Here is a 24,481-nt window from a genome sequence, read left to right on the forward strand (position 1 = left end):
TGCCGCCCCCTGACCCGCTGCGGGTTCCGGCGCCACGTCGCTACTCGACGTCCCGGCGCCGGAACCCGGCCAGGGCCAGCGCGATCAGCGCTCCCGCGACGAGGGTGAGCACCAACGGCGGCGTCCAGTCCATCCGGGCCGCCGGGAGCCGGGGCACCTGGCCGAACGGGGAGAACCGGTCCAGGCCCGCGGGGAACTTCAGCAGCGGGCCCAGGTAGCCGATCACGAACGCGTACGCGGGGACGGCCCAGGCCAGCGGCACCGCCCGGGGCAGCCAGCCGTGGACGGCCGCGGTGAAACCCACCGTCACCCACAGGGCGGGCACGAAGGCCAGCGCCGCGCCGGTCAGTCGCAGGAACGCGCCCTCGTCGCCGGTGGACAGCGCCCCGGCCAGGCCGAAGCCCGCGCCCGCCGCCAACATCACGGCGGTGGAACCCAGCAGCGCCGCCGAGAGGTGTCCGCCCAGCCAGCCGGAGCGCGACACCCCGGTGGCCAGCACCGGCACGGCCCGCCCGGCGCTCTCCTCGGCGTGCGGGCGCAGCGCCGCCAGCACCGCGTACACGCCGCCGACCACGGCGACCACCAGTAGGGTCAGCGCGGCGAAGGAGTCGGCGAGGGTGTGGCCGCCGACCCGGGCCAGCGCCTGCCTGACCTGGTCGACGTCCTTGAGCATCGAGTCGGCCTCGCCGAGCAGCGAGCCGTACATCGCGCCGAGCAGCAGCAGGGCGACCGCGAAGCCGCCGATCAGGCCGCGGTGCAGCCGCAGCGCCAGGCCCAGCGGGGTGCCCAGGGCCGGGCTGCCGGTGGCCGGGCCGGGGCGGGCGGCGCGCAGCCCCGCGCCGAAGTCACGGCGGGTGCTCAGCGCGAACCCGGCCGCGGCGGTGGCGGCGACCAGCGCCAGCGCGGGCAGCAGCGGCCACCAGCGGTCGTCGACGAAGGGGTAGCTGCGCTGCAGCCAGCCGATCGGGGAGGCCCAGGACAGGCGGCTGGTCCCGGCGTCCCCGGCGGCGCGCAACGCGTAGGCGGCGCCGAGCACGGCCAGGGCCAGCCCGGAGGCCGTCCGGGTGTGGGCGGTGATCTGCACGGTGACGGCGGCCACCGCGCCGAACAGCAGCCCACCGGCGGCGGTCGCGGTCCCGTAGAGCAGCGCGCCGCCGGCGGTCAGGCCGGGGACGCCGAGGCCGGGCAGTCCGAGGGCGAGCAGCAGGCCGAGCGCGAGGTCGGCGACGGCGGCGGTGGCCAGGGCGGCGGCGAGCTGGGCGTGCCGGCCGACGGCGGCCGAGCGGACCAGCTCCGCGCGGCCGCCCTCCTCCTCGGCCCGGGTGTGCCGGGTGACGGTCAGTACGCTCATCAGGCCGGCCACGACGACCAGCAGGCCGAGCAGCCGGTGGCCGAGCATCGCGCCCCAGGTGTAGTCGGTCAGGTAGTGGGCCGGGCCGGTCATGGCGAGCAGGGCCGGGTTGTCCGAGCCGTGCGCGATCGAGGCGCGGTCGGCGGGGGTCGGGTAGACGGTGCGCACGCTGTTGGCGGTGGCCAGGGTGACCAGCCCCAGGCCGAGCACCCAGGTGAGCAGCCGGACCCGGTCGCGGCGCAGTGCGAAGCGCAGCAGGACGGCGGTGCCGGTCAGGGTGGTGCGGTCCCCGGCGCGGCCGGGGTCGCGGTGCGGGGCGGTGGGGGCGGTGGCGGTGGCGGTCATCGCGCGGCCTCGCCGTCGGTCCGGTGCCCGTTGGCGGCGAGCTCGTCGCCGTAGTGGCGCAGCATCAGCTCCTCCAGGGTGGGCGGGTGGCTGACCAGGCTGCGCAGCCCGGCCTCGCTGAGGGCGCGCACGGCGGCGTCGAGCCGGGCGCCGTCCACGGCGAAGCGCACGCGCAGGCCGTGGGTGCGCAGGGCGTGCACGCCCGCCAGCGCGTCCAGTCCGGTGACCGGGCGGCTGGTCTCCGCCTCGACGGTGGTGCGGGTGAGGTGGCGCAGCTCGCCGAGGGTGCCGCTCTGCACCAGCCGGCCCTGGCGGATGATGCTGACCCGGTCGCCCAGTTTCTCCACCTCGTCCAGGACGTGACTGGACAGCAGGACGGTGCGGCCCTGTTCCTTGGCCTGCCGGACGACGTCCTGGAAGACCACCTCCATCAGCGGGTCCAGGCCGGAGGTCGGCTCGTCGAGCAGCAGGAGCTCGGCGTCGGAGGCGAGCGCGGCGACGATGGCGACCTTCTGCCGGTTGCCCTTGGAGTAGCTGCGGCCCTTCTTGGTCGGGTCGAGGTCGAAGCGGTCGAGCAGTTCGTCCCGGCGGCGCCGGTCGAGTCGGCCGCGCAACCGGGAGAGCAGGTCGATGGCCTCACCGCCGGTGAGATTGGGCCAAAGCTCGACGTCGCCGGGGACGTAGGCGAGGCGGCGGTGCAGTTCGACGGCGTCGCCCCACGGGTCCCTGCCGAGCAGCCGGGCGCTGCCGCCGTCCGCCCGCAGCAGGCCGAGCAGGACGCGGATGGTGGTGGACTTCCCGGCTCCGTTGGGGCCCAGGAACCCGTGGACCTCGCCGGTCTCGACGGTCAGGTCGAGGCCGTCCAGCGCGGTGGTCCGGCCGAAGGACTTGCGCAGGCCGGACAGGATGATGGCCTTGGTCATGCTTTTGAAGCTACCGTAGTTTCAGAAAAACGTGAATATTGGGAAGCGTTAAAGTTCGACCTGGGGGCGGATGATCTCTGGAAAGGGGAGAGCGGTGGAACAGGAGCCGGAGCAGGGGCAGGGGCAGGACCCTCGGGCCGTGGGGGACTTCGTGGAGCGGTTCGCGGCCGAGCTGGTGGTCGCGGGCATGGGTCGGATGCCGTCCCGGATATTCTCCTGCCTGATGGCCGAGGAGAGCGGCGTGCTGACCTCCGCCGAACTCTCCGAGCGGCTGCGGATCAGCCCGGCGGCCGTCTCCGGGGGGATGCGCTACCTCATCCAGGTCGGACTGGTCGCCAAGGAGCGCGAGCCCGGATCCCGGCGTGACCGCTACCGGGTGCTCAACGACGTCTGGTTCGAGTCGCTGACCCGGCGCGACGAACTCCTGCTGCGCTGGGTCCGGGTGCTGAAGGAGGGGGAGGCGACCGTCGGGCCGGGCACGGCGGCGGGGGAGCGACTGGAGGAGAGCGCGGCCTTCTTCGAGTTCATGATCGACGAGCTGCACGGGATGCTCGGCCGCTGGCGCGAGCACCGGGCGGCGCGGGGCACGGGGGCGTAGGGCGGCCCTTCCGGGGGATGCGCGACGGCGGCAGCACGGTCCTGGGACCGTGCTGCCGCCGTCGGCGTTCTGTGCGGGGGCTACTTCTTCACGGTCGCCGAGGGCGAGGGCGACAGCGAGGAGCTCGGCGTGGCGTTCGAACCGGCGGACGGGGTGGCGCTGGGGGTGCCGCTCGGCGAGGGCGTCGGGCAGCCGGGGGCGGTCGGCGTGGCGGACGGGGTGGCGGACGGCGTGCCGGTGGGGGTCGCCGTCGGGGACGGCGTGCCGCTCGGAGTGCTGGTCGGGGACGGGGTGGCCGTCGGGCTCGCGGAGGCCGAGGGCGAACCGCTGGGCGTCGGCGTGCTGGTCGGCTGCGCGGACGGCGTCGTCGTCGGGGTCGGCGTCACCGGCGGCACGGTCGGCTGGGAGGTCGGCGTCGGACCGGTGCCCGTGCCGTCGTTGCCCGCCGGGGTGCCGCCCGAGGTGCCCGCCGTCGTGCCGGGCGGCCGGAGGAACGGCGAGGGCGAGGTGCCGGGCACGCTCGGGATGCCGGGGAGGTCCGGGACGGTGGTCACCTGGCCGCTGCCGAAGTGGGCCATCCAGTTGCGGACGGTGCGCAGGTACTCGGTGGAATCGTTGTAGCTGAGGACCGCCCGGTCCAGCTGGGCCGGATCGGAGAGGTCCCGGCCGCCCGCGCACAGGTAGCGGCCGGCGGTCTCGGCCGCGTCGAAGATGTTGTTCGGGTCGGCCGTGCCCTTGCCGGTGGCGTCCACGCCCCAGGAGGCCCAGGTCGACGGGATGAACTGCATCGGGCCGACGGCGCGGTCCCAGCGCGGGTCGCCGTCGTAGCGGCCGCCGTCGGTGTCGGGTATCGCGGCGAAGCCGTTGCCGTCCAGCACCGGCCCGAGGATCGGGGTGAGCGTCCGGCCGGAGGCGTCCACCTGACCGCCGTCGGCCTGGCCGGACTCGACCTGGCCGATCGCCGCCAGCAGCTGCCAGGGCAGGTGGCAGCCCGGCGAGCGCTGCGCCAGCGAGGCCTCGGCCTGGCGGTAGGCGGCGAAGACGGTGGCGGGCAGCGCCGCGCCGGTGGCGGTGAACGGGCCGGCCGCCGGCAGACCGGGCTGGGTGCCGGGCGGCTGCGGCAGCTGGACGGCGCTGCCGCCGTCGGCCGCGGTGCCGGGAACGCCGGGTATGCCGGTCGCGGGGCCGCCGAACGGGGTGGAGGAGGAGCTCGACCCCTGGGCGGCCGCGCCGTCCTGCGTCGGGCCGGCGTCGGCGGCCGCGACCTGTGCGAGGCCGAGGCCCGATACCTGAGAGCCGGTCAGGGCGGCCAGCGCGGCGAAGGCCGCCGCCGTCCCCGTGACCCGCTTGCCGAGCCGAACCTTGCTCCCGCCCTTGGCGCTGCCGAACCTCGCCGCCATCTGCTGCCCCTCCCCGTCGCCGTCCGGATCTTCCCGGAACGGTTGATCCGTCGTCATCGTGCCCGCCCACCACTCGGCGGCGCCCGCCGCCCGGACGATTAGTATCACGACGATCTGACAGGGACAGGATGGACGGCAGGTGGCCCGCCGCCCCCGAGGGGTTGACGCAGCACCTCAGCCCCGGTCCCGCGGGCCCGAACCCGCGCCGTGGAATTCACGACCTTCTCATCTTCCCTGCCACGGGCGGGAGTTCGCCGAGCGCCCGATGTCGGGGGTACGGGCGCCCCGGCGGTCGGACAGGCGGTTCGAGGCGCGGGGGTGGTACGTGGGCGTTGTTCCGGGCTCCCCGGCGGCGCCCGTTGGCGACCCCTCTGACCTGCCCGGATGTCCGGCGGCGCGGCGGGCCTCCCTAGCAGGGCGGGCCGGCCGGCACCAGGGGGCGTCCCCAACTCGGCCCTGGACGGATGACGTTCAGGTGAAAGTGGGCATGCCAGGAAGTCCCGTCCGGCATGCTGTGCCGCGTGACCATGTGGATGGAGGCCAAAGCCGTGAGCGTGAACCTGCCGGAGACCGTCGCCGACGGGGCGGTGGTCCTGCCGGCACCCCCTCGGGTGGTGGACGACCTGGCCCGTGACCTGACCCAGGCCGCCGCCGCCGTCCGGGCGGTGTCGCGCGGCGACCGCACCACCGGCGGCGATGTCGCGGTCGCCGCCTACACCGCCGTGGTCTGCACCGGGCGTTCGGCGGCCCGGGCACTGGAGGAGGCGGCCGCCTGGTGCCGGCAGGCCCCCGGGGCCGAGGTGCACTCGCTCGCCTGGGCGCGGGTGCCGGGGCACCGTCACGACGTCTTCGAGTACCGTGTCACCATGGCCGTCAGCTTCCCCGACGACGAGACCGGCGAGCACCTCGGCGACACCCACCACTCCTGCCGCTGAAGCCGTATCATCGCCGACATGACTGATCGGGATACGAACGAGATGGCCGGCGACGCGCCCAATGACGCTGCGCTGAACAGGACTTCCGGCGACACCGGCGAGGGCGGCGGCCCGCGCGAGCTGTCCCGGGCCGCCGCCGTCGGCGCCACCGTGCTGGCCGTCCTCTGCGGCTGCGCGGTGCTGCTGGCCATGTTCCACTGGCTGGGCTGGGCCGTACCCGGAGTCGGCTGGATCGTCGCCAAGGCCGGGATCAAGCTGGCCGTCGGCGGCTTCGCCGGGCTGGCGGTCGCCGCCGCCTGGCTGCGCACCAAGTTGAGGACGACGCACCACGGTTGACCGGCGCCCCGATCAACCGGCCGACGAGGCCGGGCAGGTCAGGTCGTGCTCGGGCACCCGGCCGTCCAGCAGGTAGCGCTCGACGGTGTCGGTGACGCACGGGTCGGAGCCCGGGTACTGGCCGTGGTTGCCGTTGCTGGTGACGGTGACGAGCTTTGAACCCCGCAGCGCGCGGTGCGCACCGACCGCCGACTCGTAGTACGTCGCCGGGTCGTGCAGCGAGTTGAGCATCAGCACCGGTGGCAGGTGGGCACCGGTCACCTTGACCTTGGGCGCCGGATCCGTCGGCCACAGCGCGCAGACCGAGCTGAAGGCGAGCGTGCGGGCGCCGACCAGCGGGTAGCGGGCGGTGTTCTCCGCGCCGCGCCGGACCCAGGTGTCCATGTCCCTGGTCCACTTGGTGTCCCCGCACGTCACCGAGAAGAACTCGGCGAGGAACTCCGGGCTGAGGTACTGGCCGAACAGCTGGCGGGCGGTCTGCTTGGCGGCCGGGTCGGCGACCTGCCAGTCGTCCAGCGCGGTCAGCGCCCGGGCGAGGGCGGGGAAGGCCTTGTCGCTGTAGATCGCGCTGATGGTTCCGTTGTCCAGCTGGTTCGGGCCGAGCGTCAACGAGCCCTCGGTGATGGGCTGGTCGTGCAGGGCGGCGCGGCGCTGCTCCCAGTGGGCCTTGACCTGCTCGGGCGTGGTGCCCCAGTGGTACGTGGCGTCCCGAGCGGCCATCCAGGGCAGGAAGTCCTGGTCGAAGCGGCGCTGGAAGCTCATCGGCTGGCCCAGCTCGTACTGTTCCCAGGTGCCCTCGAAGCCGACGTTGCTGTCCAGCACCATCCGCTCGACCCGGTGCGGGAAGAGCGTGCCGTAGTAGGCGCCGATCATGGTGGCGTAGGAGGCGCCGTAGTAGCTGATCCTCTTCTCGCCGAGCAGCGAACGGAACAGGTCCATGTCGCGGACGGTCTGCTCGGTGGTCAGGTAGGGCAGCAGATCGCCGCTGTGCTCCACGCAACCGGCGACCAGCTCGCGGGAGTCGGCGATGACCCGGTCGACCGCCTCGGGGGACTGGTCGCGCCAGTCCCCGGCCAGGAACTGCTGGAACTGCTCCGGGGTCTGGCACTGGGCGTGGGTGCTGCGGCCGACGCCGCGCTGGTCGAAGCTGACGATGTCGTACGCGTCGGCCACCTCGGGGGCGCCCTGGGCGAGGTCCATCGGCCGTAGCAGGCCCTGCCCGCCCGGACCGCCCGCGGCCTCCATCAGCGTGCCCTTCCGGTGCGGCCGGTCGGTGGTGCGGTGCCGGGAGACGGCGATGGAGAGGTCCGGCCCGGAGTCGGGGTGGTGCCAGTCGCGCGGGACGGCCATGGTGGCGCAGTCGAGCGCCGGCTGCCCGTCACAGGGCTGCCAGTCGAGCTTCTGCGCGGCGTAGCGGGCGGGCACGCGCTCGGCGTCGCCGGGGTCGCGGCCGGAGTCGGCGTTCGCCGTGGCGGGCAGGGCGAGGCCGGCGAGGACCGCGGTGGCGACGACGGCGGCCGCGCGGCGGGTGCGGGATGCGGTGGTGTTCACGGGAACGATCCTGCTCGACGGCGGACCTGACGCACGATGACGCAGGACCCCGTCTTCGGGGTGGTGCTGGATACACCCCTGGGCGGGGGGGTATCCAGCACCACGGCCGCCGGCGGACGTTCGGCAGCCGTGGGCAGCCGTGAGCGGTCGTCAGTAGCCGGCGGTGAAGCGGGTGCGGCGGTGGACGGGCTGCTCGGCCTCGTCGAGCAGGACGATGGCGAGGTCCTCCATCGAGATCGCCGAGTTGCCCCCGGAGTCGACCAGCAGTTCGTCCCGGCCCAGCCGGAAGCGGCCGGTGCGCTCGCCGGGTTCGAGCATCGCGGCCGGGCTCAGGTACGTCCAGTCGACCTCCTCGTCCGCGCGGTAGAGGTCCAGCTGCTCGCCGCAGGCCAGCGCGATCGGCCGGATCTCGTCGGGGAAGCCGGGGGAGTCCACCAGGATCGTCCCGCCGGTGCCCGGCACGATCAGGTTGCCCGCGCCGCCTACGGCGAGCAGGCGCACGCCGGTACCGGCCAGGCCGGTCAGCAGGCCCCGGGTGGCGGCGGCCAGCTCGTGCTCGCGGCCGGGCGCCGGGCGGGTGGCGGTGATCACCAGGTCCTGCCCGGCGGAGATCCGGGCGACGTCCTGGGGGTTGCTCGCGTCGCCGACGGCGACGGTGACGGTGGGCGGCAGGCCGTGCGGCCTGGCCGGGTCGCGGACGACGGCGGTGACCTCGTGGCCACGGGCGAGCGCCTCGGACACGACCCGGCGGCCGACGTTGCCGGTGGAGCCGAACACGGTGATACGCATGGGTGGTTTCTCCTTGGATCTTCGAGCGGGTGGAACGTGGGCCTGCCGCGCCGTCAGGCGTTCTCGCGCACGGCGGCCGCCGGGACGGGGGTGCGGGGCCGCTGGGTCTGGGCGACGATCAGCGAACCGAGCACGACCACCGCGCCGAGCGCCTGCAGAGGGCTGAGGTCCTGCCCGAGCGCCAGCCAGCCGGCCAGGGTGGCGACCACCGGGCTGAGCAGGGAGAGGAAGGACAGCGAGGTCGGCGGCAGGGCGCGCAGGCCGCGGAACCAGATCGCGTAGGTGAGGGCCGCGCCGATCAGGCAGAGGTAGGCGTAGCCGAGCACGTTGTCGACGGTGTAGTGGGTGGGCGGGGCGCCCTCGCCCACCAGGGTGACCGGCACCAGCAGCAGACCGCCGGCGGTGAGCTGCCAGCCGGTGGTGGCCAGCAGCGGCGCGGGGGAGATCCAGCGCTTGGAGAGCACGACGCCGAAGGCCATCACCACCGCGCCGCCGAGCGCGGCGGCCACGCCGATCGCGTCCAGCCGGGCGTTGGCGCGCAGCACCAGCAGGCTGACGCCCGCCACGCCGGCGATGCCGGACAGCACGGTCCGCAGGGTGAGCCGGTCGCCGAGCAGGGCGGCCGAGAGGCCGGCGGTGACCAGCGGCTGGACGGCGCCGACGGTGGCGGCGATCCCGCCCGGGAGGCGGTAGGCGGCGATGAACAGCAGGGCCTGGAAGCCGCCGATGTTGAGCGCGCCGAGGACGAGCGCGCGCCACCACCAGCCGCCCTTGGGCAGGGTGCGGGTGAGGGCGATCAGCAGCAGTCCTGCGGGCAGGCAGCGGATGACGGCGGCGAGGAGCGGACGGTCGGGCGGGAGCAGCTCGGTGGTGACGAGGTAGGTCGTCCCCCAGGTGGCGGGGGCGAGGGCCGTCACCAGCACGACGGCGAGGCGATTGCTTAGCACTAAGCCAATGTATCTCAGCGCTAAGACATCTGCAGGGAATTTCACCGGTGACGTGGCTCACAGTTACCTCATCGCTAAGGAAATCCCCCGGCATCGCCTACCCTGAACCCGTGGCAGATCATCTCGACCGCGTCGTCGCGCAATGGGGCGCCGAGCGCCCTGACCTGGACGTCTCCCCGATGGAGGTGTTCGGCCGGCTCAAGCGCCTCTTCCGCCTGGTGGACACCGAACTCAACCGCACCTTCGCCGAACACGGCCTGGACGCCCCCTCCTTCGATGTCCTGGCCACCCTCAAGCGCAGCGGACCGCCGTACCGCCTCACTCCCACCGGCCTCATGGAGTCCGCCATGGTCACCTCCGGCGCGATCACCCAGCGCCTGGACCGCCTGGAGGCCCGCGGCCTGGTCACCCGCACCCGCAGTGACCAGGACCGCCGCAGCCGCGACGTCGAACTCACCCCCGAGGGCCACGCCCTGATCGACCGCGCCCTGCCCGCCCACGTCGCCAACGAGCACCGCATGTTGGCCGGCCTCGACGAGGCGCACAGGGCCGCCCTCGTCGACGGGATGCGCGCCCTGCTCGCGAACCTCGGCGAGGGCTCCGGCTGACGGGCGGTCAACCGGCCGCTCCACCCGGCGTCAACCGTTTGCCCGGCCGGCCGACGTCCCCTTGGATGGCGGCCATGGACGACCTGCACTGGGATGCGCTCCCCGCCGGGGCCCGCCGGGCGGTGGACGAGCACCTCGCCGCCGGGCGCCACGTCTACGCGATCAAGGCCGTCCGGGACGCGTCACCGGATCCGCCGCCCGGCATCCGCGACTGCATGGACGTGATCACGGACCGGATGGCGGAACTCGGACTGCTGCCGAACGCCCCGACCCCGCCGCCGGATCCGGCGGCGGCTGCGGCGGCTGGTGGTAGCCGGGAGCCCCGGGCGGCCTACGGGTTGACCGCCACCGCCTTGAAGAAGGTGTAGTGGAACGTCCCGCCCGGCTCGGCCGCCCGGCGCAGCTCCGCGATGCCGCGGTCGAAGGCCTCCGCGGTGGTCAGTCCGGCGGCCAGGGCCTCCGCCCGGACGGCCTCGACCATGGCGACGAAGGTCCGCAGGGTGAAGCCGTCCACCAGCGCGGGGCGGCCGCCGTCGGCGTAGACCGTGCGGGGGCGGACCGTCACGTCCGCGAAGCCGGCCGCTGTCAGCAGCGGGTACAGCCGGCGGCCCAGCAGGGCGTCGCCGCCCGCGTCGGCCTGGAGCCGCACCAGGTGGTCGACGGTGCGGCGGGCCGCCGGGGTCTCCGGGTGGAAGAAGGCCGAGCCGTGGTCGCCCTCGATCACGGTGATCGTCCCGCCGGGCCGCAGCACCCGCCGCAGTGCGGCCAGCCCGGCCGTCGGGTCGGGCAGGTGCTCCAGCACGAAGCACAGGAAGACGTGGTCGAACGCGCCGTCCGGGAAGGGCAGTCGGTGCAGGTCGCCGTGGTGCCAGACGACCCGGGCGGTCGGCGCCACGGCGGCGATCCGGGCCCGGGCCCGGGCCACGGACTCCGCCGAGACGTCCGCCGCCGTCAGCAGCACGCCGGGGCTGGCCGCCAGCAGGTGCGCCGTCTGCGCGCCCACGCCGCAACCCGCTTCCAGGACCCGGCTGCCCGCCGGGTAGGCGGTGCCCGCGTGCAGCAGCTCGGCGAGGGTGTCGGCCTGGTCGCCCAGGCGCTGCGCCTCGGTGTCCGAGTAGCCGTGGACGTAGGGGGCGGGGCGGGGGCCGGGGCCGGTGGTCGTGCCTTCGGTGGTGATGGATCCGCTGGCGATGGATCGAGCGGTGGTGGCTTCGGCGGTGGTGGCTTCGGTGGTCATGGCTCAACCCTCGCGCCACTATGGACCGGTGAACAGATCCAAAGAGAGTGGTGAAGACAGGTCCAAAGAGGCGGGCGGGCCCGGGGAGACCGGCGCCGACTTCCTCCAGCTCGACGCCTCCGACGCCCAGCCCGGCGGACTGACCGACTGGCTGGCCCGCCGGCTGCGCGAGGCCGTCACCGACGGACGCCTCCCCGCGGGCAGCCGATTGCCCGCCAGCCGGGTGCTGGCGGCCGAACTCGGTGTCTCCCGAGGGGTGGTGACCGATGCCTACCGGCGCCTCGCCGAGTCCGGCCAGCTCGCCGGGCGCGGTCGTGGCGGCACCGTCGTCGTCGCCGTGACGCCCGCTGCGCCGGGCGATGTCCCGGATGACGCCCTGGCCGCCGCCCCGCCCTCCCGGCCGGTGCCCGTCCTGTTCCGGGACGATCCCGACCCCGAGGTGTTCGACCACCTGCGCGCCGCCCCCGCCCGGATCGACCTCACCCCCGGCGTGCCCGACCTCGCCGCCTTCCCCCGCGCCGCCTGGCTGCGCGCCGAACGGGCCGTCCTCGACGGCCTCGCCGCGCACGACCTGGGCTACGGCGACGTCCGAGGCACACCCGCACTGCGGCAGGCCGTCGCCCACTGGCTCGCCCGCAACCGGGGCATCCGCGCCGACCCCGAGGAGGTGCTCGTCGTCGCCGGGACGGCCCAGGCGCTCGCCCTGCTCGGCCGCGCCCTCGAACGGGCGGGCATCACCGAGGTCGCCGTCGAGGATCCGGGCTCGCTCGGCGCCCGCCAGCACCTCGCCCACTGGCTCGCCGCCACCCCGCCCGTCCCGGTCGACGCCGAGGGCATCCGGGTCGACGCCCTGCGCACCACCGGCGCCCCCGCCGTCCTGCTCACCCCCGCCCACCAGTACCCGACCGGCGTCGTCCTCGGCGGCGAGCGGCGGCGCGGACTGCTGCGATGGGCAGCCGAAGGAGGGCTGGTCATCGAGGACGACTACGACGCCGAGCACCGCTACGACCGCCCGCCCCTGCCCGCCCTGCGGGCCGAACTGCCCGACCGGGTCTGCTACGCGGGCAGCATCTCCAAACTGCTCGCCCCCGCCCTGCGCACCGGCTGGCTGCTGGTGCCCCCGCGACTGCGCGACGCGGTGCTCGACGCCAAACGCTTCGCCGACCTCGGCAACCCGGTGCTGTCCCAGCTGGTACTGGCCCGGTTGATGGAATCCGGCGAACTGGAGCGCCACCTGAGGTTGTTGCGCCGCCGCCACCGCCGTCGCCGGGATGCGATGATCGCCGCCATCCGCACCCACCTGCCCACCGCCACGGTGCACGGAGCGGCCGCCGGACTGCACCTGATGCTCACCCTCCCGGAGGAACTCGGGTGCGACGACATCGAGTTGGCCACCGCCGCCCTCGCCCGCGGGGTCAAGGTGCAGCCGCTGTCCTGGCACGCCCGCCTCCCGTACCCGTCCGGTCTGGTGCTCGGCTACGCGGCGCGCTCCCCGGGCGAGATCGCCGAAGGGGTCGCAGCCCTCGGGGAGTTGGTGCGGCGCGCGGGCCGTCAGCCGACCTCGCCGTGGTCGCGGCCCGCCTCCGGGACGGTGAGGAACTCGGCGACCGGGCCGACCGGTCGGCCGTTCCCCGCCTCACCCGCCCGGACGGGGTAGCAGCCGTCGCTCAGGCTTTCCGCCGCCACCACGGGTCGGCTTCGATCCGGGTCAGCTCGGCGTCGTACTGGTCGGCGTCGAAGGCGTACTCCAGCGGGCGGGCGGCGTCGGCGGGCACCAGCCAGTCGGACCAGAGGACGACGTTCTCGCTCCGCTGCACGACGGCGGACAGGTAGCCGCAGCAGCCGCCGGTGCACTCCGGCTGGCCCAGTTGTACCCGGTGCGGCTGCCCGCCCGCCCGCAGCGGGCTCGGGCGGTCGGCGGGGAAGACATCGTCGGAGAACGGCCCGCAGCCGCCCGGGCCCACCGCCGGCTCCACCACGTCCTCGCCGTTGACCCGGAACCGCAGCTGCGGCGCGTAGCGGGGCCCCCGGGGCAGCACTCTGATCTCCAGGTGATCGAACATCCGGTCACCGTAGCGTCGCGGGATGGAGAAACGTTACGGCTTTTCCCGGGCTGCCGGATGGCCGGGGCCTGGGTACGCTGACCGCCGTATGCCGTTACCGATCCGGGAGGCGTGATGGCCCCGTTCCGGCATGTTGCCCAGTTGGCCTCGGTGCTGCTGGTGGTGGGGGCCGCGTTGGGGCCGGTCCCGGCCGGGTCGGTGACGCACCGCGGCGGTGCCCAGGCCGAGAGGACCGCACCGATGACCGTCCGGCCCCAGGACTCCCGCGAACTCGCGGGGCGTCGGATCGTGCTCTCCTACCCGGGCCCGACCCCGCCGCCGGAGACGCTGGAGGCGATCCGCGGGGGCCGGGCCGCCGGGGTGATCCTGTTCGGCGAGAACGTCACCAGCCCGGCGCAACTTGCGGAGGCCGTCGCGCAGTTGAAGCAGGCCGCCGCCGAGGCCCCGCACCCGCGACCGCTGTTGCTGATGACCGACCAGGAGGGCGGCGAGGTCCGCCGCCTGCCCGGTGCGCCCGAACTCTCCGCCCGCCGCACCGGCGCGGCGCCGGACGCGCTCGCCGCCGCCGTCGGGTCCGGCACCGGCGCCGCCGGGACCCTCGCCGATGCCGGGCTGAACGTCAACCTCGCCCCCGTGCTCGACGTCTACGACACACCGGACAACTTCATCGACCACCACGAGCGCTCGTACGGCCAGGACCCCACCCGGGTGGGCGAGTTGGGCAGCGCCTTCCTCGTCGCCCAGCAGAGCCGGGGCGTGGCGGCCACCGCCAAACACTTCCCCGGCCTCGGCGCCGCCGCCCGCGACGAGAACACCGACGCCCGCCCCGTCACCCTCCCCGTTCCGCTGGACCAGCTGCGCACCCGCGGCGAAGCCCCGTACCGCGCCGCCATCGCGGCAGGCGTGCGCCTGGTGATGGCCTCCTGGGCCGTCTACCCGGCACTGGACCCCGACCGCCCGGCCGGGTTCTCGCCCGCCGTGATCCAGGGCGAGCTCCGCGACCGGCTCGGCTTCCGGGGCGTCACCGTCACCGACGCTCTCGAAGCCGACGCCCTGACCCCGTACGGCCCCACCGGCCCCCGCGCCGTCGCCGCCGCGGCGGCCGGCATGGACCTCATCCTCTGCTCCGGCCGCGACCCCCGGCAGGGCGAGGACGCCACGGCCGCCCTGGCCGCCGCCCTAGACTCCGGTGGCCTCGACCGCGAGGCCTTCGCGGCGGCCGTGGCCCGGGTGGACGCGCTGCGGGACGGCCTGGGCTGATCGGGGCCGACGGGCCGGGCTGTTGCGGGTGTCGGCTGCTGTTTCGGCTGCCGCGCTGGGACGTGTGGGCGGCCGCCCACCTCATCGGGGGCGGGTGCTCGGACGACTCCTTCGTGGGCTTCCGGGCGGGCCTGATCGCCTTCGGCCGGGACTGGTACGAGCGGGCAGCCGATGCGCCGGAAAGCCTGGCGGAGCACCCGTCGGTGCAGGCGGGAGCGGCGGACGGCGGTCAGTGGCTCGGTCGACGGCCAGGCCGGCGACCCGGTCAGCGGTTCAGCAGGGTGCGCAGGTCGATGATGCGGTAACCGCGGGCGCGGGCGCCGTCGATGATGCGGGGGAGCGCTTCGGCGTCGAGGCAGGTGTCGGGGCCGCTCTCCTCGCTGGCGCCGACGTGGAGCTGGAGGACGGCGCCCGGAGTGAGGGCGGTGAGGGCGCGCTCGACGGCGCGGTCGGTGGTCATGCCGTGGCCGGGGCCGAGGTAGCCCTTGGTGTCGGCGGTGAACTCCAGGTCGGCGTAGCCGAGGTCGTTGACGGTGGTGATGGCCTGCGGGCTGGTGGCGCTGTAGGGGAAGCGGAAGAACGGCAGGGGTTCGGTGCCGGCGGCGCGGCGGATCGCGGTGTCGGCGCGGCGCACCTCGCTGCGGGCCTGGTCGGGGCTGAGGGTGGTGAAGTCGGGGTGGCTGTACGAGTGGTTGCCGAGGCCGTGGCCTGCGGCGGCGATGGCCCGCAGGGCGCGGGGGTGGTGGTCGGCGAAGTCGCCGGTGGGAAAGAACACGGCCGGTGCGGCGCGGTCGCCCAGGACGGCGAGGACGGTGTCGAGTCCGGTCTCGTTCCAGGCGGCGTTGAAGGTGAGGGCCAGAATGCGCTCCTCGGTCGGGATCCTGCGGACCTCGGAGCCGAGCAGCGACGCGGGCGCCGGGGTGACGCCCAGGAGGGCCGTGAGGGCCGTGAGCGCGAGCAGCGCCCCGCCGAGCCGGGCGGCGGCGGTGCGGAGGCGTCCGCCTTCGAGGGCTGAATGAGATGTCATGCGTGAAACGCCTTGCTGTGAGGGGCGGCGGACGGCCGCCCGGCCGGACCGGGCAGGGAGAAGCCTGTCCGGTCCGGCCCCGGCCCCGGCGGATCTGCCGGCATGGCGTGGACGGACCGTCACCCGGATCACCGAGCCGGGGAACTGGCAGCGCCCCGGGCGTGGTCCTCCGCGCGGTCCACCGCGCGTCCCGGCTCGGCCGGCGGTGTGGGGGTGGTCACCTTCCGCTGTGACGACTTGAAGAAATCTTCATCCGTCGCGATGATGCCAGTCGGCCGCGGCACGGAACCCGCCCGGCCGGACGACCACCGAGCCGGATTCGAGGGAGGGAACGGGCGATGCCGGTCCCGCTGTACCAGGCCAAGGCGGAGTTCTTCCGCACCCTCGGCCACCCCGTCCGGATCCGGGTCCTGGAACTGCTCCAGGACGGCCCCCGGCCGGTGCGCGAGCTGCTGGCGGAGATCGAGGTCGAGCCGTCCAACCTCTCCCAGCAGCTGGCGGTCCTGCGCCGCACCCAACTGGTCACCGCCACCCGCGAGGGCAATACGGTGGTGTACGCGCTCAGCACCCCCGACGTCGCCGAGCTGCTGCGCGCGGCGCGCCGGATCCTGACCGAGCTGATCACCGACCAGGGCACGCTGCTCAGCGAGCTGCGCGCTTCCGGCAGCCGGTCGCCCCGCTGAACCCGTGGTCCCGCGCCCGTCGTCTTCGGCCCGCAGCCCGCAGCCCGCAGCCCGCAGCCCGCAGCCCGCAGCCCGCAGCCCGCAGCCCGCAGCCCGCAGCCCGAAATCCGCAGCTCGCGGCCGTGCCCATCCCGCCCACGCCCGCGTCCGACCCGAGGAGAGCCGCACCATGAGCGACAGCGCCCACAGCCCGGTGAAGGGCGACGGTACGAGCGAGGAGAAGCGCCGCCGCAAGGCGATGCTGGTGCGCGCGGGGATCTACGTCTTCGCGACGCACCTGTTCGCGGGCTTCGTCCTGCTGCTGTTCGCGCTCGGCGGCCGCAAGTAGGCACGACCCCGAGCAACGAGCAGCGGGGAGCGCGGCGACGACCGGCGGGGCCGGGGCTCAGCGCCCCCGGTCGCCCGACACCAGGTAGCGGTCGCTGGTGCTGGTCCAGGCCTGGACGCCGGCGACCAGTTCCCGGGTGCCGTCCAGGTACCAGCGCCCCGCCGGATGCCGGCGGCCGAGATCGCGGCGCAGTTCCTCGTTCTCCTGCCGCAGCCGGTCCACCCGGGCGCGGACCGCGCGGACGGCCCGGCTGCGGGTGCAGCCGCGGACCCGTTGCAGGGTGAGGACGGTGTTGAAGGCGGCCGCGCTCTGGCGTTCCTCCCGTTCCAGCGAGTAGAGGTCGTTGATCAGCGTCGCGGCGTCGGCGGTGTTGGCACGCAGGCGGTGCAGTGCGGGCTCCGCGTGCAGGGCGGTGGGGGCGTCGGCGCCGTGGACCCGTTCCAGTATGTTCATGAACGGGTAGAGGCAGCTGCCGTGGCGGCGCAGCCGCATGGTGTCCGCCAGACCGAGGCCGAGGGCGGGGACGGTGCCGCGGGCGCGGTGCTCGGCCTCGGCGGGGAAGGTGGCCAGGCAGGCCCGCCACTCGCGGGCCGCCCTGGCGCGCCAGGCGGGGGAGGCCGACTCGCTCTGGCGGTGCCACAGTTCCCGCCAGGCGGCGAGCAGCCGGTCGTCCGGGGTGCCCGGGCGGGCGTCGCCGTCGAGGGCGGAGATCAGCGGGTCGACCAGGGCGTGGGCCTCGCTGGGGCGGCATCCGGGCGGCCCGTCGAAGCGGTCGTCCAGGACGGTGAACCAGCCCAGCATGTCGACCAGCAGGTCCAGTTCGGTGCCCCGGGCACGCGGGAAGGCGTGGCCGATCAGCTCGTGCAGCGCGTAGGCCTGGTAGCCGGGCAGCTCGGCGGGGGTGAGCAGGCCGTGGCGCACCGTCCAGTCGGCGTGCCGGTCGGCGGCGGCACGCAGTTCGGCGGGCGGCAGCGGGTTCGGTCCGGGGGCGGCCGCGGTGCCCGTGAAGGGGCAGCCGGCGGGGAGCGGCCGCTTCACCGGCTCGGTCGGGGCGGGGCTCTCGGCCACCGGGACGGCGGCCTCCGTGCGGGGCGCCAGCCGCACCCGCAGTCCCTGGGCCTGGACGGTCGTCCACACCACCTCCCGGGCCCGCGCTCCCGGCACCGCCACCGGCCGCCAGCGGCGCAGGATCGCGGCGGCCGCGACGGTCAGCTCGGCCCAGGCGAAGGCCTCGCCGATGCACTTGTGCTTGCCCGCCCCGAACGGCAGGAAGGAGGGCCGTCCGAGCCCGCCGCCGTCCTGCCAGCGCTCGGGCCGGAAGCTCAGCGGCTCCTCGTAGCGCACCGGGTCGCGGTGCAGCGCGGTTAGGCTGTACAGCAGCTCGGTGCCGGCCGGGATCCGGTAGGGGCCGAGGTCCACCGGCACCTCGGCGGTGCGCATCAGGAAGGCGTTGGGCGCGTGCAGCCGCACCACCTCCTGGGTGACGCTTCGGGTGTACGTGAGCCGACCGAGCGCCTCCGGGGTGGGGGCGGTGCCGGCGGGCAGGTGCTCGTCCAGCTCGGCGAGGACGCGGGCCTCCACCTCGGGGCGGCGCAGGAGTTCGTCCAGCAGCCAGGTGAGGGTGGTGGAGACGGTCTCGGTGCCGGCGCCGAACATGGTGATCGCCTCCGAGCGGACGTCGGCCTCGGTGAGCGGACGGCCGGTGGCCGGGTCGGTGGCGGCCCGCAGCAGGGCCGGCAGGGTTCCCGCGCCCCGGTCCGAACGGGCCTTCCCCGCAGGGCCGTTGACGGCCTGGTCGACCACCCGGTTGAGCACCCGTACGGCGGCGTCGAAGCGCCGGTTGACGGGCAGCGGCAGCCGGGCGAACGCCGGGTGGGGGTAGAGGGACTGGACGATCTGGCCCTTCACCAGGTCAGGCAGGGCCCGGTGGAAGGCGAGGGTGGCGTCCTCGCTGAGCCGGGCGCCGAACAGGGAGCGGGTGACGATCTCCAGCGCCAGGTGGTTCATCTCCTTGGCCACGTCGAGGACTTGGCCGGGCCGCCAGTTTCCGGCCCGTTCCTCGGTGACCTGGTGCATCACGGCCAGGTACCCGGCCATCCGGTCCGGCCCGAAGGCGGGCTGGATGACCCGGCGGCGGTCGCGGTGGGCCTGGCCCTCGGACATCAGCAGGCCGTCACCGAAGGCCGTTTTCAGGGTGTCCTGGACGGCGCCGCGCGGACAGTCGTGGGCGAGCGCGACGAGCAGGGTGTGGACGAGCCGGGCGTCGGTCACCACGCAGACGGTGCGCGGCCCGAGCCGGATGCGGACCACGCCGCCGAGGCGGGCCAGCGAGCCGAGGAAGCCGAGCGGATCGCGTAGCAGGGCGGCGGCGTGGCCGAGGCCGGGCAGCGCGCCGGGGGCGAGCGGGGGGACGGCGGCGCGGACGGTGGGGACGGGGGGTGGCGTGGTTCTCGGGGGGACGATCCGTTTCCGTGTCTCTGCCAGCAGGGCGTTGGTCGGCAGGACCATGACACTTCCTCTCACCAGGAGGACCGGGGCGGGCGGTACCGGGGGAAGGCACCGGCCGACCGGCCGGGAGGCGGGGGACCGGCGAGCGCGGGCCCCGCGTGCGCCGGGGGGGCAGAGGGCGCACGCCATGGGAAACGCGCCGGTCCGGTGGGCGTTGCGCCGAACGCCCCCGGATCACTCCAACGGCCGATTCGCTCGCTGTCGTCCGTCCGTCCGTCCGGATCGTCGTCACGTCCGGCTGTACGTCCAGCGGCATCGGTCCGACCTGCGGGGATGCCTCCGCCCGACGGTTCCCGCACCGCCCTGACAGCAGGGTCTTTGGACCCTCGCCCGTACGGCCGTGCGAGGGCCAGCATGGTCGGCGGAGAAGGAGGACCCCTGATGACCCGTCCGCGCCACCGGCCGCTCCTGGCGTCCGAGCGGAGATCCGCGGCGAGCCGCCGCGCACGGCACGCGATGCAGAATACGCCCGGCGCCGGGGCGATCCACCGCCGCCACGGGGGCACTGCGGTCATGACGGCCGGATAACGCCGGTAGTGGACGGCTGCCGCGGGGCAGGAGTCCCCTCGGTACAGGACCGACCCGAGAGGCGATCCACCGGCTCGACACTCCGTCACCTCCGGACGCACCACCTCCAGAATCCACCCTTCGGATTCGACCACCTCCAGCTCCGCCAACTCCACGACAGGGGACCGGGACCATGGACTGCGACGACGAGGTCATGCTGACCGTCCGGATCACCGCTGCCGAACGGGCGCTGCTGCGGGACCTCGCGCGCGGCCACGGCGGCGACGTCTCCGGGGTCGCGGTCGACGGACTCCTGGAGGTCATCCCGGCGCTGCACGACGACGGTTCGGTGCTGCCGCTGCTGCGGGTCCTCGCCCGGCCCGCGCCCTGCGCGGTGACCCTCTGGCTGCCCGCCCCGGTCGCGGACCTGCTGCCGCTGCTGGGCGAGCGGCTGGCGCGCGTCGGCGGGTCGGCGGTCGGCCCGGCCAGTGCGGCGCTCTCCGCGGCGCTGCGGCTGTGGCTCGCCGGGGACCGAACGGTGCTCGCCGCCGGGCTGGCCCGGCTGCACGGCGGCTGCGGGGTGGCCCGGATCGAGGTCGCGGCCTGAGCGCACGGGTCGAGGCGACCGACCGTCATATGCCTGACGGCGATGGCATGTCCGAGGCGGAAACTTCGCTGTTCAGGGCACTGGTCGCGCCCTGTCGAGAGGTCTGGCATTCGTCACGGCCGACGGAGCCGCAGGCCCCGGGCTCCGGCCGGGTGGCCGCCACCACCCCCTGCCGGGGAGCGCGTACCCCCCGAGTGCGCTCCCCGGCACTTTCATGCCCGCCTTCGCCCTCGCTCCGCCGCCCTCGCGGGATGCCGAGGCGGCCGTTTCGAACGAGTCCGTGAATTTCGCAAGCGGTTTCTGTTATCCCCGACCGTTCCCCTCGCTCTCCCTTGTGTCGGAAGGTCCGAGCCCCGCACCACAGGGCGCGGACCGTCGCACGAGGAAAGGAACGCGATGGGACACCGGAGCAGCGAGCTCCGTCGGCGCAGGCGCCGCAAGCTCACCCGCAGGAGCACCCTGGTCGCCGTGGCGGTGGCGGCCGGACTGGTCGCGGGAACCCTGGGCCTGCGCGTCGCGCTGGAGCCGGGGGCGGTGCACAGCGCCGTCGCGGTGGCGGACGTGCCGGTCGACGCGGTCGCGGACGACGGCGGGTCGGGGGAGACCGGCACCGCCGAGGGCGCTACCAGGGCGCCCGCCCCGAAGCGGGACGAGAAGGCCGCCCCGCCCAAGGCGATACCCAAGGACCAGCCCGATCGCGGTCTGGTCTACGCCGGGTTGAGCCTGCCGACCGGCGACCGTTGCGGCAGCATGCTGGAGGTCACCGGCAGCACCCAGTGCAGCCACGGCCCGGACGCGCCGCCCAAGGACGTGGACATCCGCAAGGACGTCCCGCCGGTCGCCGCCCCGGCCGCCCAGGCGCCCGCTCTCACTCCGGCGGCGGGAGTTCAACCTCCCGCTGCGGCAGACCTGTTGAAGGGCGGCGCGCCCGTCCTCGACGCCGCCCAGAAGGCGCTGCTCGGCGACTCCGGCACCGCCGCCGCGCCGCAGGGCGCCGGGGCCCCGGCCGCCGGATCAGGCCTGGTCTGCGAGGGTGACGGCAGCAGCGGCAACCGCGTCCAGGTGGTGTACGTGCACACCCCGGGCAACGACCGGTTCGCCCAGTACCTGTCCTCGTTCAAGAAGTGGGCCGCCGACGTCGACGTCATCTACAACGCCAGCGCCGCCGAGACCGGTGGTGTGCGGCACGTCCGCTTCGTCACAGAACCCGACTGCACCGCCTCGGTGTTGAACGTGCAGATCTCGGACGCCGAGATCCAGGACTTCAACGCGAGCAACCGCGCGCTGGCCGCGCAGGGGTTCAACCGCAAGGACCGCAAGTACATGATGTTCACCGACGCCAAGGTGTACTGCGGGATCGGCACCTTCGCCGGGGACGAGCGCTCCGGCCAGGACAACCTGAGCAACTTCGGTCCCTCGTACGGCCGGACCGACTCCGGCTGCTGGAGCGGATCCACCGCGGCCCACGAACTCGGCCACAACCTGGGCGCGGTGAACAACAGCGCGCCGAACTCCAGCAAGGCGGGCCACTGTACGGACGAGTGGGACATCATGTGCTACTCGGACGCCCCCTACTACCCGCAGATGCGGACCGTCTGCACGGACCGCGCCCATGACGACCGGCTCGACTGCAACCACGACGACTACTACAACACGAACCCCGCGCCCGGAAGTTACCTGGCCACGCACTGGAACGTCGCGAACAACCGCTTCCTCATCGCGGGCGGCGGCACCGGCCCGAACCCCACGCCCACCCCGACTCCGACCGCGAGCCCGACGGCTACGGGCACGCCCACCCGCACGCCCTCGCCGTCCCCGACGCCCACCGGCGGCCCCACCGCCACGCCGACCGGGACCCCGTCGCCGACCGCGACCCCGACCACGGGCGGCGCCGGGCCTGAGGTGACGGTCAGTCAGATCACCCAGACCTCGGTCATGCTGAGCTGGAGCCCCGTCCCGTCCGCCGCCGGCTACGACGTTCAGCTGAACGGCCAGACCATCGGCACCGTCCGCTCGACCGTGGTCGGCGTGGTCCGACTCGCCCCCGGCACCGGCTACACCGTGGCCGTCGCCGCGCGCGACGCGGCCGGAAAGGTCGGCAAGGCCGGCCGTCAGGCGAGCTTCCACACCCTCGCCGACGCCGGCCGCCCGCAGCCCGGTACCCACTACACGATGGTCAACGGCCTCACCGGCCAGGCCGCCGACCTGTGGGGCAGCTCGATGAACGACGGCACCGTGGCGATCGGCTACCAGCGCACCGGCTACGCCAACCAGAAGTGGCTGTTCGAGGACGCCGGCAACGGCGCGGTACGGATCAAGTCGGCGCGCTCCGGCAAGTGCCTGCAGCTCGGCGGCACGCCGGTGGCCGGTCAGTACGTGGCGCAGCAGCCGTGCGCCGACGCCGCCGCGCAGAAGTGGCAACTGAGCGCCGCAGAGGGCGGGTTCACCCTCACCGCGGACGGTTCCGCCCTGGTGCTCGGGCTCAGCGACCGTTGGTACTACGGTGGTTGGCTGCTGGAGCTCCAGCAGCCCAACGGCCGGCCGTACCAGAACTGGTCGTTGCTGAAGACCTCGTAGGTCCGGAAGTCAGCTCCACCCCGCGCACCTCGGGTGCGGCCGCCACCAGCCGAGGGCGGCCGCACCCCGTGCCACCGCTCCCCGCACCCCCACCGTCCGAGGACCGCCCGTCATGCGAATCCGCACCCGCCCGCTGCTCTCCTCCCTCGCCCTCGCCGCCGCGGCCGTCCTGTCCACCGCCGCGCCGGCCGCCGCCCACGGGGACACCGTCCACATGGACGTGGCCGGGCAGCGGGACGGCCGGGTCAGCGCCGTCGCCACCTGGGAGAACGACCACGACCCGGTCACCGAGGACTTCGCGGGCACGCTCTCCGCGACCGCCGCCGACGGCCGGACCGTCGGCCCCTGGCGGCTGGTCCCCGTCCCGGACCTGCCGGGGACGTACACCACCCGCGAACTGCTGCCCGCCGGGCACTGGAAGGTCGCCGTCGACTGCGCCTTCCCCTCGCTGGGCCACGGCGAGCGCGAACTCGACGTCGAGGCCGCCGCGATCAGGGATCCGGCGCCGATGGACGCGACCGTCGCCGGCCCCCCGACTCCCGCCGCCGGCGCTCCGACTCCCGCCGCCGGCGCCCCCACGCCCGCGGCGGTCGCCGCGGTCGGCAGCGCCACGGCCACCGCCGCCGCGCCCGTCCACGAGACCACCGACGACGCCACCACCTGGGCCGCCGTCGGCACCGCCACCGCGGCCGTCGTCCTGGTCGCCACCGGCTTCCGGCTGCGCGCCCGTGGCCGCCGCTGACGGGCCGTGAACCGGCCCCCGCCCACCGGCCTTCGAGTGCCGACGCACCGCCGGGCGGGAACCGACCGTGCACCGAGCACGTCCCAACTATCACCGGGCGCCACCGGACGCCCGGGCGATCGCAAGGGAGCAACCGCGCATGAGGAAGGTCCTGATCACCGGCGGTGCCGGCTTCATCGGCAGCACCGTGGCCTCGGCCCTGCTCGACCGGGGCATCACCCCGGTCGTCCTGGACGACCTGTCCGAGGGGCGCGCCGAGTTCGTGGAGAACCGGGTCTTCTACCGTGGGGACGTCGCCGACGCCGCCCTGCTGGAGCGGATCTTCACCGACCATCCGGACATCGACGCCACCGTGCACTGCGCGGCCAGGATCGTCGTCCCGGAGTCGGTGGCCAAGCCGCTGTTCTACTACCGGGAGAACGTCGCCAAGACCGTCGAACTGCTGGACGCCCTGCAGCGCCACGGCTGCACCCGGGTGGTCTTCAGCAGCTCCGCCTCGATCTACGCGCCCACCCCGGACGGCCGGGTCGACGAGAGCTCCGCGGTCGAGGCGAACAGCCCGTACGCGCGGACCAAGCTGATGATGGAGCAGGTGCTCCGGGACTGGACCCGGGGCGAGGGGGCAGAGCGACAACGGGTCATCGCCCTGCGGTACTTCAATCCGATCGGCGCTGACCCGCAGCTGCGCACCGGCCTGCAGAACCCGAACCCCAGCCACGCCCTCGGCAAGCTGATCGAGGCGCACACCCACGGCACCCCGTTCACCGTCACCGGCGTCGACTGGGCGACCCGGGACGGCTCCGGAATCCGCGACTACATCCACGTGCAGGACCTCGCGGAGGCGCACGTCGCGGCGCTGCTCCGGTTCGACGAGGTGATCGCTCCCGGTGCCGCCGACCGCTACCGGGCGCTCAACGTCGGGACGGGCGAGGGCACCACCGTCCGGGAGCTGGTCGCCGCCTTCGAACAGGCCGTCGACACCGAGCTGGACGTCCGCGAGGCCGGGCCGCGCCCGGGCGACGTGATCGGTTGCTACGCCTCCGTGGACGCCGCCCGCGAGCTGCTCGGCTGGACGGCGAGGCGCAGCCTCGCCGAGGGCGTCGCCGACGCGCTGGCCTGGCGCGCCCAGTGGACCGCCCGGCTCGGCGTCGGCTGACCG

Annotated in this window: 24 protein-coding genes; 14 read left to right on the top strand and 10 right to left on the bottom strand. The window is 74.6% G+C overall.

Translation table 11 applies throughout. The annotated features are described in order from the left end of the window. Positions 1–40 precede the first annotated feature (40 nt). A complete protein-coding gene (locus ACH4J0_RS26300; protein ID WP_396243041.1) occupies positions 41–1,696 on the bottom strand; it encodes an ABC transporter permease in 1,656 nt (551 codons plus the stop codon). Further along, positions 1,693–2,619, bottom strand: coding sequence for an ABC transporter ATP-binding protein (locus tag ACH4J0_RS26305; protein ID WP_396243042.1), 927 nt, complete (start codon positions 2,617–2,619; stop codon positions 1,693–1,695). Before ACH4J0_RS26305 ends, ACH4J0_RS26300 begins: the two co-directional genes overlap by 4 nt. Before the next feature lie 70 nt (positions 2,620–2,689). On the opposite strand from ACH4J0_RS26305, the gene ACH4J0_RS26310 reads away from it, so the two are divergent. Beyond that, entirely contained in the window at positions 2,690–3,217 is a 528-nt protein-coding gene (locus ACH4J0_RS26310) for a GbsR/MarR family transcriptional regulator (protein WP_396243043.1), read from the top strand. Positions 3,218–3,297: 80 nt separating this feature from the next. Here the strand turns inward: ACH4J0_RS26310 and ACH4J0_RS26315 are convergent, their stop codons facing one another. Further along, entirely contained in the window at positions 3,298–4,617 is a 1,320-nt protein-coding gene (locus ACH4J0_RS26315) for a hypothetical protein (protein ID WP_396243044.1), read from the bottom strand. A gap of 521 nt (positions 4,618–5,138) precedes the next feature. Here ACH4J0_RS26315 and ACH4J0_RS26320 point away from each other — a divergent pair. Then, positions 5,139–5,552: a hypothetical protein gene (locus ACH4J0_RS26320; RefSeq protein WP_396243045.1), complete on the top strand. Its 414-nt coding sequence runs from the start codon at positions 5,139–5,141 to the stop codon at positions 5,550–5,552. Positions 5,553–5,570: 18 nt separating this feature from the next. Next, a complete protein-coding gene (locus ACH4J0_RS26325) occupies positions 5,571–5,888 on the top strand; it encodes a hypothetical protein (RefSeq protein ID WP_396243046.1) in 318 nt (105 codons plus the stop codon). 12 nt (positions 5,889–5,900) lie between these two features. On the opposite strand, the gene ACH4J0_RS26330 is transcribed toward ACH4J0_RS26325, so the two are convergent. The 3 genes from ACH4J0_RS26330 to ACH4J0_RS26340 all read right to left on the bottom strand — a co-directional run bounded on the left by ACH4J0_RS26330 (position 5,901) and on the right by ACH4J0_RS26340 (position 9,175). Continuing rightward, a complete protein-coding gene (locus ACH4J0_RS26330) occupies positions 5,901–7,439 on the bottom strand; it encodes an alpha/beta hydrolase (protein ID WP_396243047.1) in 1,539 nt (512 codons plus the stop codon). A 150-nt stretch (positions 7,440–7,589) separates the two neighbouring features. Beyond that, positions 7,590–8,228: an NAD(P)-dependent oxidoreductase gene (locus ACH4J0_RS26335; RefSeq protein ID WP_396243049.1), complete on the bottom strand. Its 639-nt coding sequence runs from the start codon at positions 8,226–8,228 to the stop codon at positions 7,590–7,592. A gap of 53 nt (positions 8,229–8,281) precedes the next feature. Beyond that, positions 8,282–9,175 (bottom strand): EamA family transporter, encoded by an 894-nt coding sequence (locus ACH4J0_RS26340; RefSeq protein ID WP_396243050.1) that lies wholly within the window; start codon positions 9,173–9,175, stop codon positions 8,282–8,284. A 110-nt stretch (positions 9,176–9,285) separates the two neighbouring features. Here ACH4J0_RS26340 and ACH4J0_RS26345 point away from each other — a divergent pair, with 110 nt between their 5' ends. Next, entirely contained in the window at positions 9,286–9,783 is a 498-nt protein-coding gene (locus ACH4J0_RS26345; RefSeq protein WP_396243051.1) for a MarR family winged helix-turn-helix transcriptional regulator, read from the top strand. Positions 9,784–9,857: 74 nt separating this feature from the next. Continuing rightward, positions 9,858–10,151: a hypothetical protein gene (locus ACH4J0_RS26350; RefSeq protein ID WP_396243052.1), complete on the top strand. Its 294-nt coding sequence runs from the start codon at positions 9,858–9,860 to the stop codon at positions 10,149–10,151. Here ACH4J0_RS26350 and ACH4J0_RS26355 read toward each other — a convergent pair. Beyond that, positions 10,115–11,020: a methyltransferase domain-containing protein gene (locus ACH4J0_RS26355; protein WP_396243053.1), complete on the bottom strand. Its 906-nt coding sequence runs from the start codon at positions 11,018–11,020 to the stop codon at positions 10,115–10,117. The genes ACH4J0_RS26350 and ACH4J0_RS26355 overlap by 37 nt on opposite strands. A 28-nt stretch (positions 11,021–11,048) precedes the next feature. Between ACH4J0_RS26355 and ACH4J0_RS26360 the strand changes: the two genes are divergently transcribed. Next, on the top strand, positions 11,049–12,677 hold the full coding sequence (locus ACH4J0_RS26360) for a PLP-dependent aminotransferase family protein (protein WP_396243054.1): 1,629 nt from the start codon (positions 11,049–11,051) through the stop codon (positions 12,675–12,677). A 10-nt stretch (positions 12,678–12,687) separates the two neighbouring features. Here ACH4J0_RS26360 and ACH4J0_RS26365 read toward each other — a convergent pair whose 3' ends face one another. Continuing rightward, a complete protein-coding gene (locus ACH4J0_RS26365) occupies positions 12,688–13,083 on the bottom strand; it encodes a hypothetical protein (protein ID WP_396243055.1) in 396 nt (131 codons plus the stop codon). Positions 13,084–13,197: 114 nt separating this feature from the next. On the opposite strand from ACH4J0_RS26365, the gene ACH4J0_RS26370 reads away from it, so the two are divergent. Together ACH4J0_RS26370 and ACH4J0_RS26375 are read left to right on the top strand one after the other, a co-directional pair. After that, complete coding sequence (locus ACH4J0_RS26370) at positions 13,198–14,343, top strand: glycoside hydrolase family 3 N-terminal domain-containing protein (protein WP_396243056.1); 1,146 nt, start codon at positions 13,198–13,200, stop codon at positions 14,341–14,343. A 47-nt stretch (positions 14,344–14,390) separates the two neighbouring features. After that, the gene (locus ACH4J0_RS26375; RefSeq protein WP_396243084.1) at positions 14,391–14,648 is read left to right on the top strand and encodes a DUF4240 domain-containing protein; all 258 of its coding nucleotides are present in this window, start codon (positions 14,391–14,393) and stop codon (positions 14,646–14,648) included. On the opposite strand, the gene ACH4J0_RS26380 is transcribed toward ACH4J0_RS26375, so the two are convergent. Then, entirely contained in the window at positions 14,609–15,370 is a 762-nt protein-coding gene (locus ACH4J0_RS26380; RefSeq protein WP_396243057.1) for a polysaccharide deacetylase family protein, read from the bottom strand. The two genes, ACH4J0_RS26375 and ACH4J0_RS26380, sit on opposite strands and share 40 nt — an antisense overlap. Before the next feature lie 338 nt (positions 15,371–15,708). Here ACH4J0_RS26380 and ACH4J0_RS26385 point away from each other — a divergent pair, with 338 nt between their 5' ends. After that, entirely contained in the window at positions 15,709–16,053 is a 345-nt protein-coding gene (locus ACH4J0_RS26385; protein WP_396243058.1) for an ArsR/SmtB family transcription factor, read from the top strand. Between the two features lie 169 nt (positions 16,054–16,222). Beyond that, positions 16,223–16,381, top strand: coding sequence for a DUF6126 family protein (locus tag ACH4J0_RS26390; RefSeq protein ID WP_396243059.1), 159 nt, complete (start codon positions 16,223–16,225; stop codon positions 16,379–16,381). 57 nt (positions 16,382–16,438) lie between these two features. On the opposite strand, the gene ACH4J0_RS26395 is transcribed toward ACH4J0_RS26390, so the two are convergent. Then, positions 16,439–18,889: a cytochrome P450 gene (locus ACH4J0_RS26395; RefSeq protein ID WP_396243060.1), complete on the bottom strand. Its 2,451-nt coding sequence runs from the start codon at positions 18,887–18,889 to the stop codon at positions 16,439–16,441. Positions 18,890–19,589: 700 nt separating this feature from the next. Here ACH4J0_RS26395 and ACH4J0_RS26400 point away from each other — a divergent pair. From ACH4J0_RS26400 to galE, 4 genes are all read left to right on the top strand, one after another. After that, the gene (locus ACH4J0_RS26400) at positions 19,590–20,003 is read left to right on the top strand and encodes a hypothetical protein (protein WP_396243061.1); all 414 of its coding nucleotides are present in this window, start codon (positions 19,590–19,592) and stop codon (positions 20,001–20,003) included. A 396-nt stretch (positions 20,004–20,399) separates the two neighbouring features. Then, positions 20,400–22,580 carry an RICIN domain-containing protein gene (locus ACH4J0_RS26405; protein WP_396243062.1) on the top strand — a complete coding sequence of 727 codons (2,181 nt, stop codon included), beginning with the start codon at positions 20,400–20,402 and terminating at the stop codon, positions 22,578–22,580. A gap of 112 nt (positions 22,581–22,692) precedes the next feature. After that, positions 22,693–23,322 (top strand): hypothetical protein, encoded by a 630-nt coding sequence (locus ACH4J0_RS26410; protein ID WP_396243063.1) that lies wholly within the window; start codon positions 22,693–22,695, stop codon positions 23,320–23,322. Between the two features lie 139 nt (positions 23,323–23,461). Then, a complete protein-coding gene (galE, locus tag ACH4J0_RS26415; RefSeq protein WP_396243064.1) occupies positions 23,462–24,478 on the top strand; it encodes a UDP-glucose 4-epimerase GalE in 1,017 nt (338 codons plus the stop codon). Positions 24,479–24,481 lie beyond the last annotated feature (3 nt).

Source organism: Kitasatospora sp. NPDC017646, from assembly GCF_044329365.1.
Taxonomy (GTDB): domain Bacteria; phylum Actinomycetota; class Actinomycetes; order Streptomycetales; family Streptomycetaceae; genus Kitasatospora.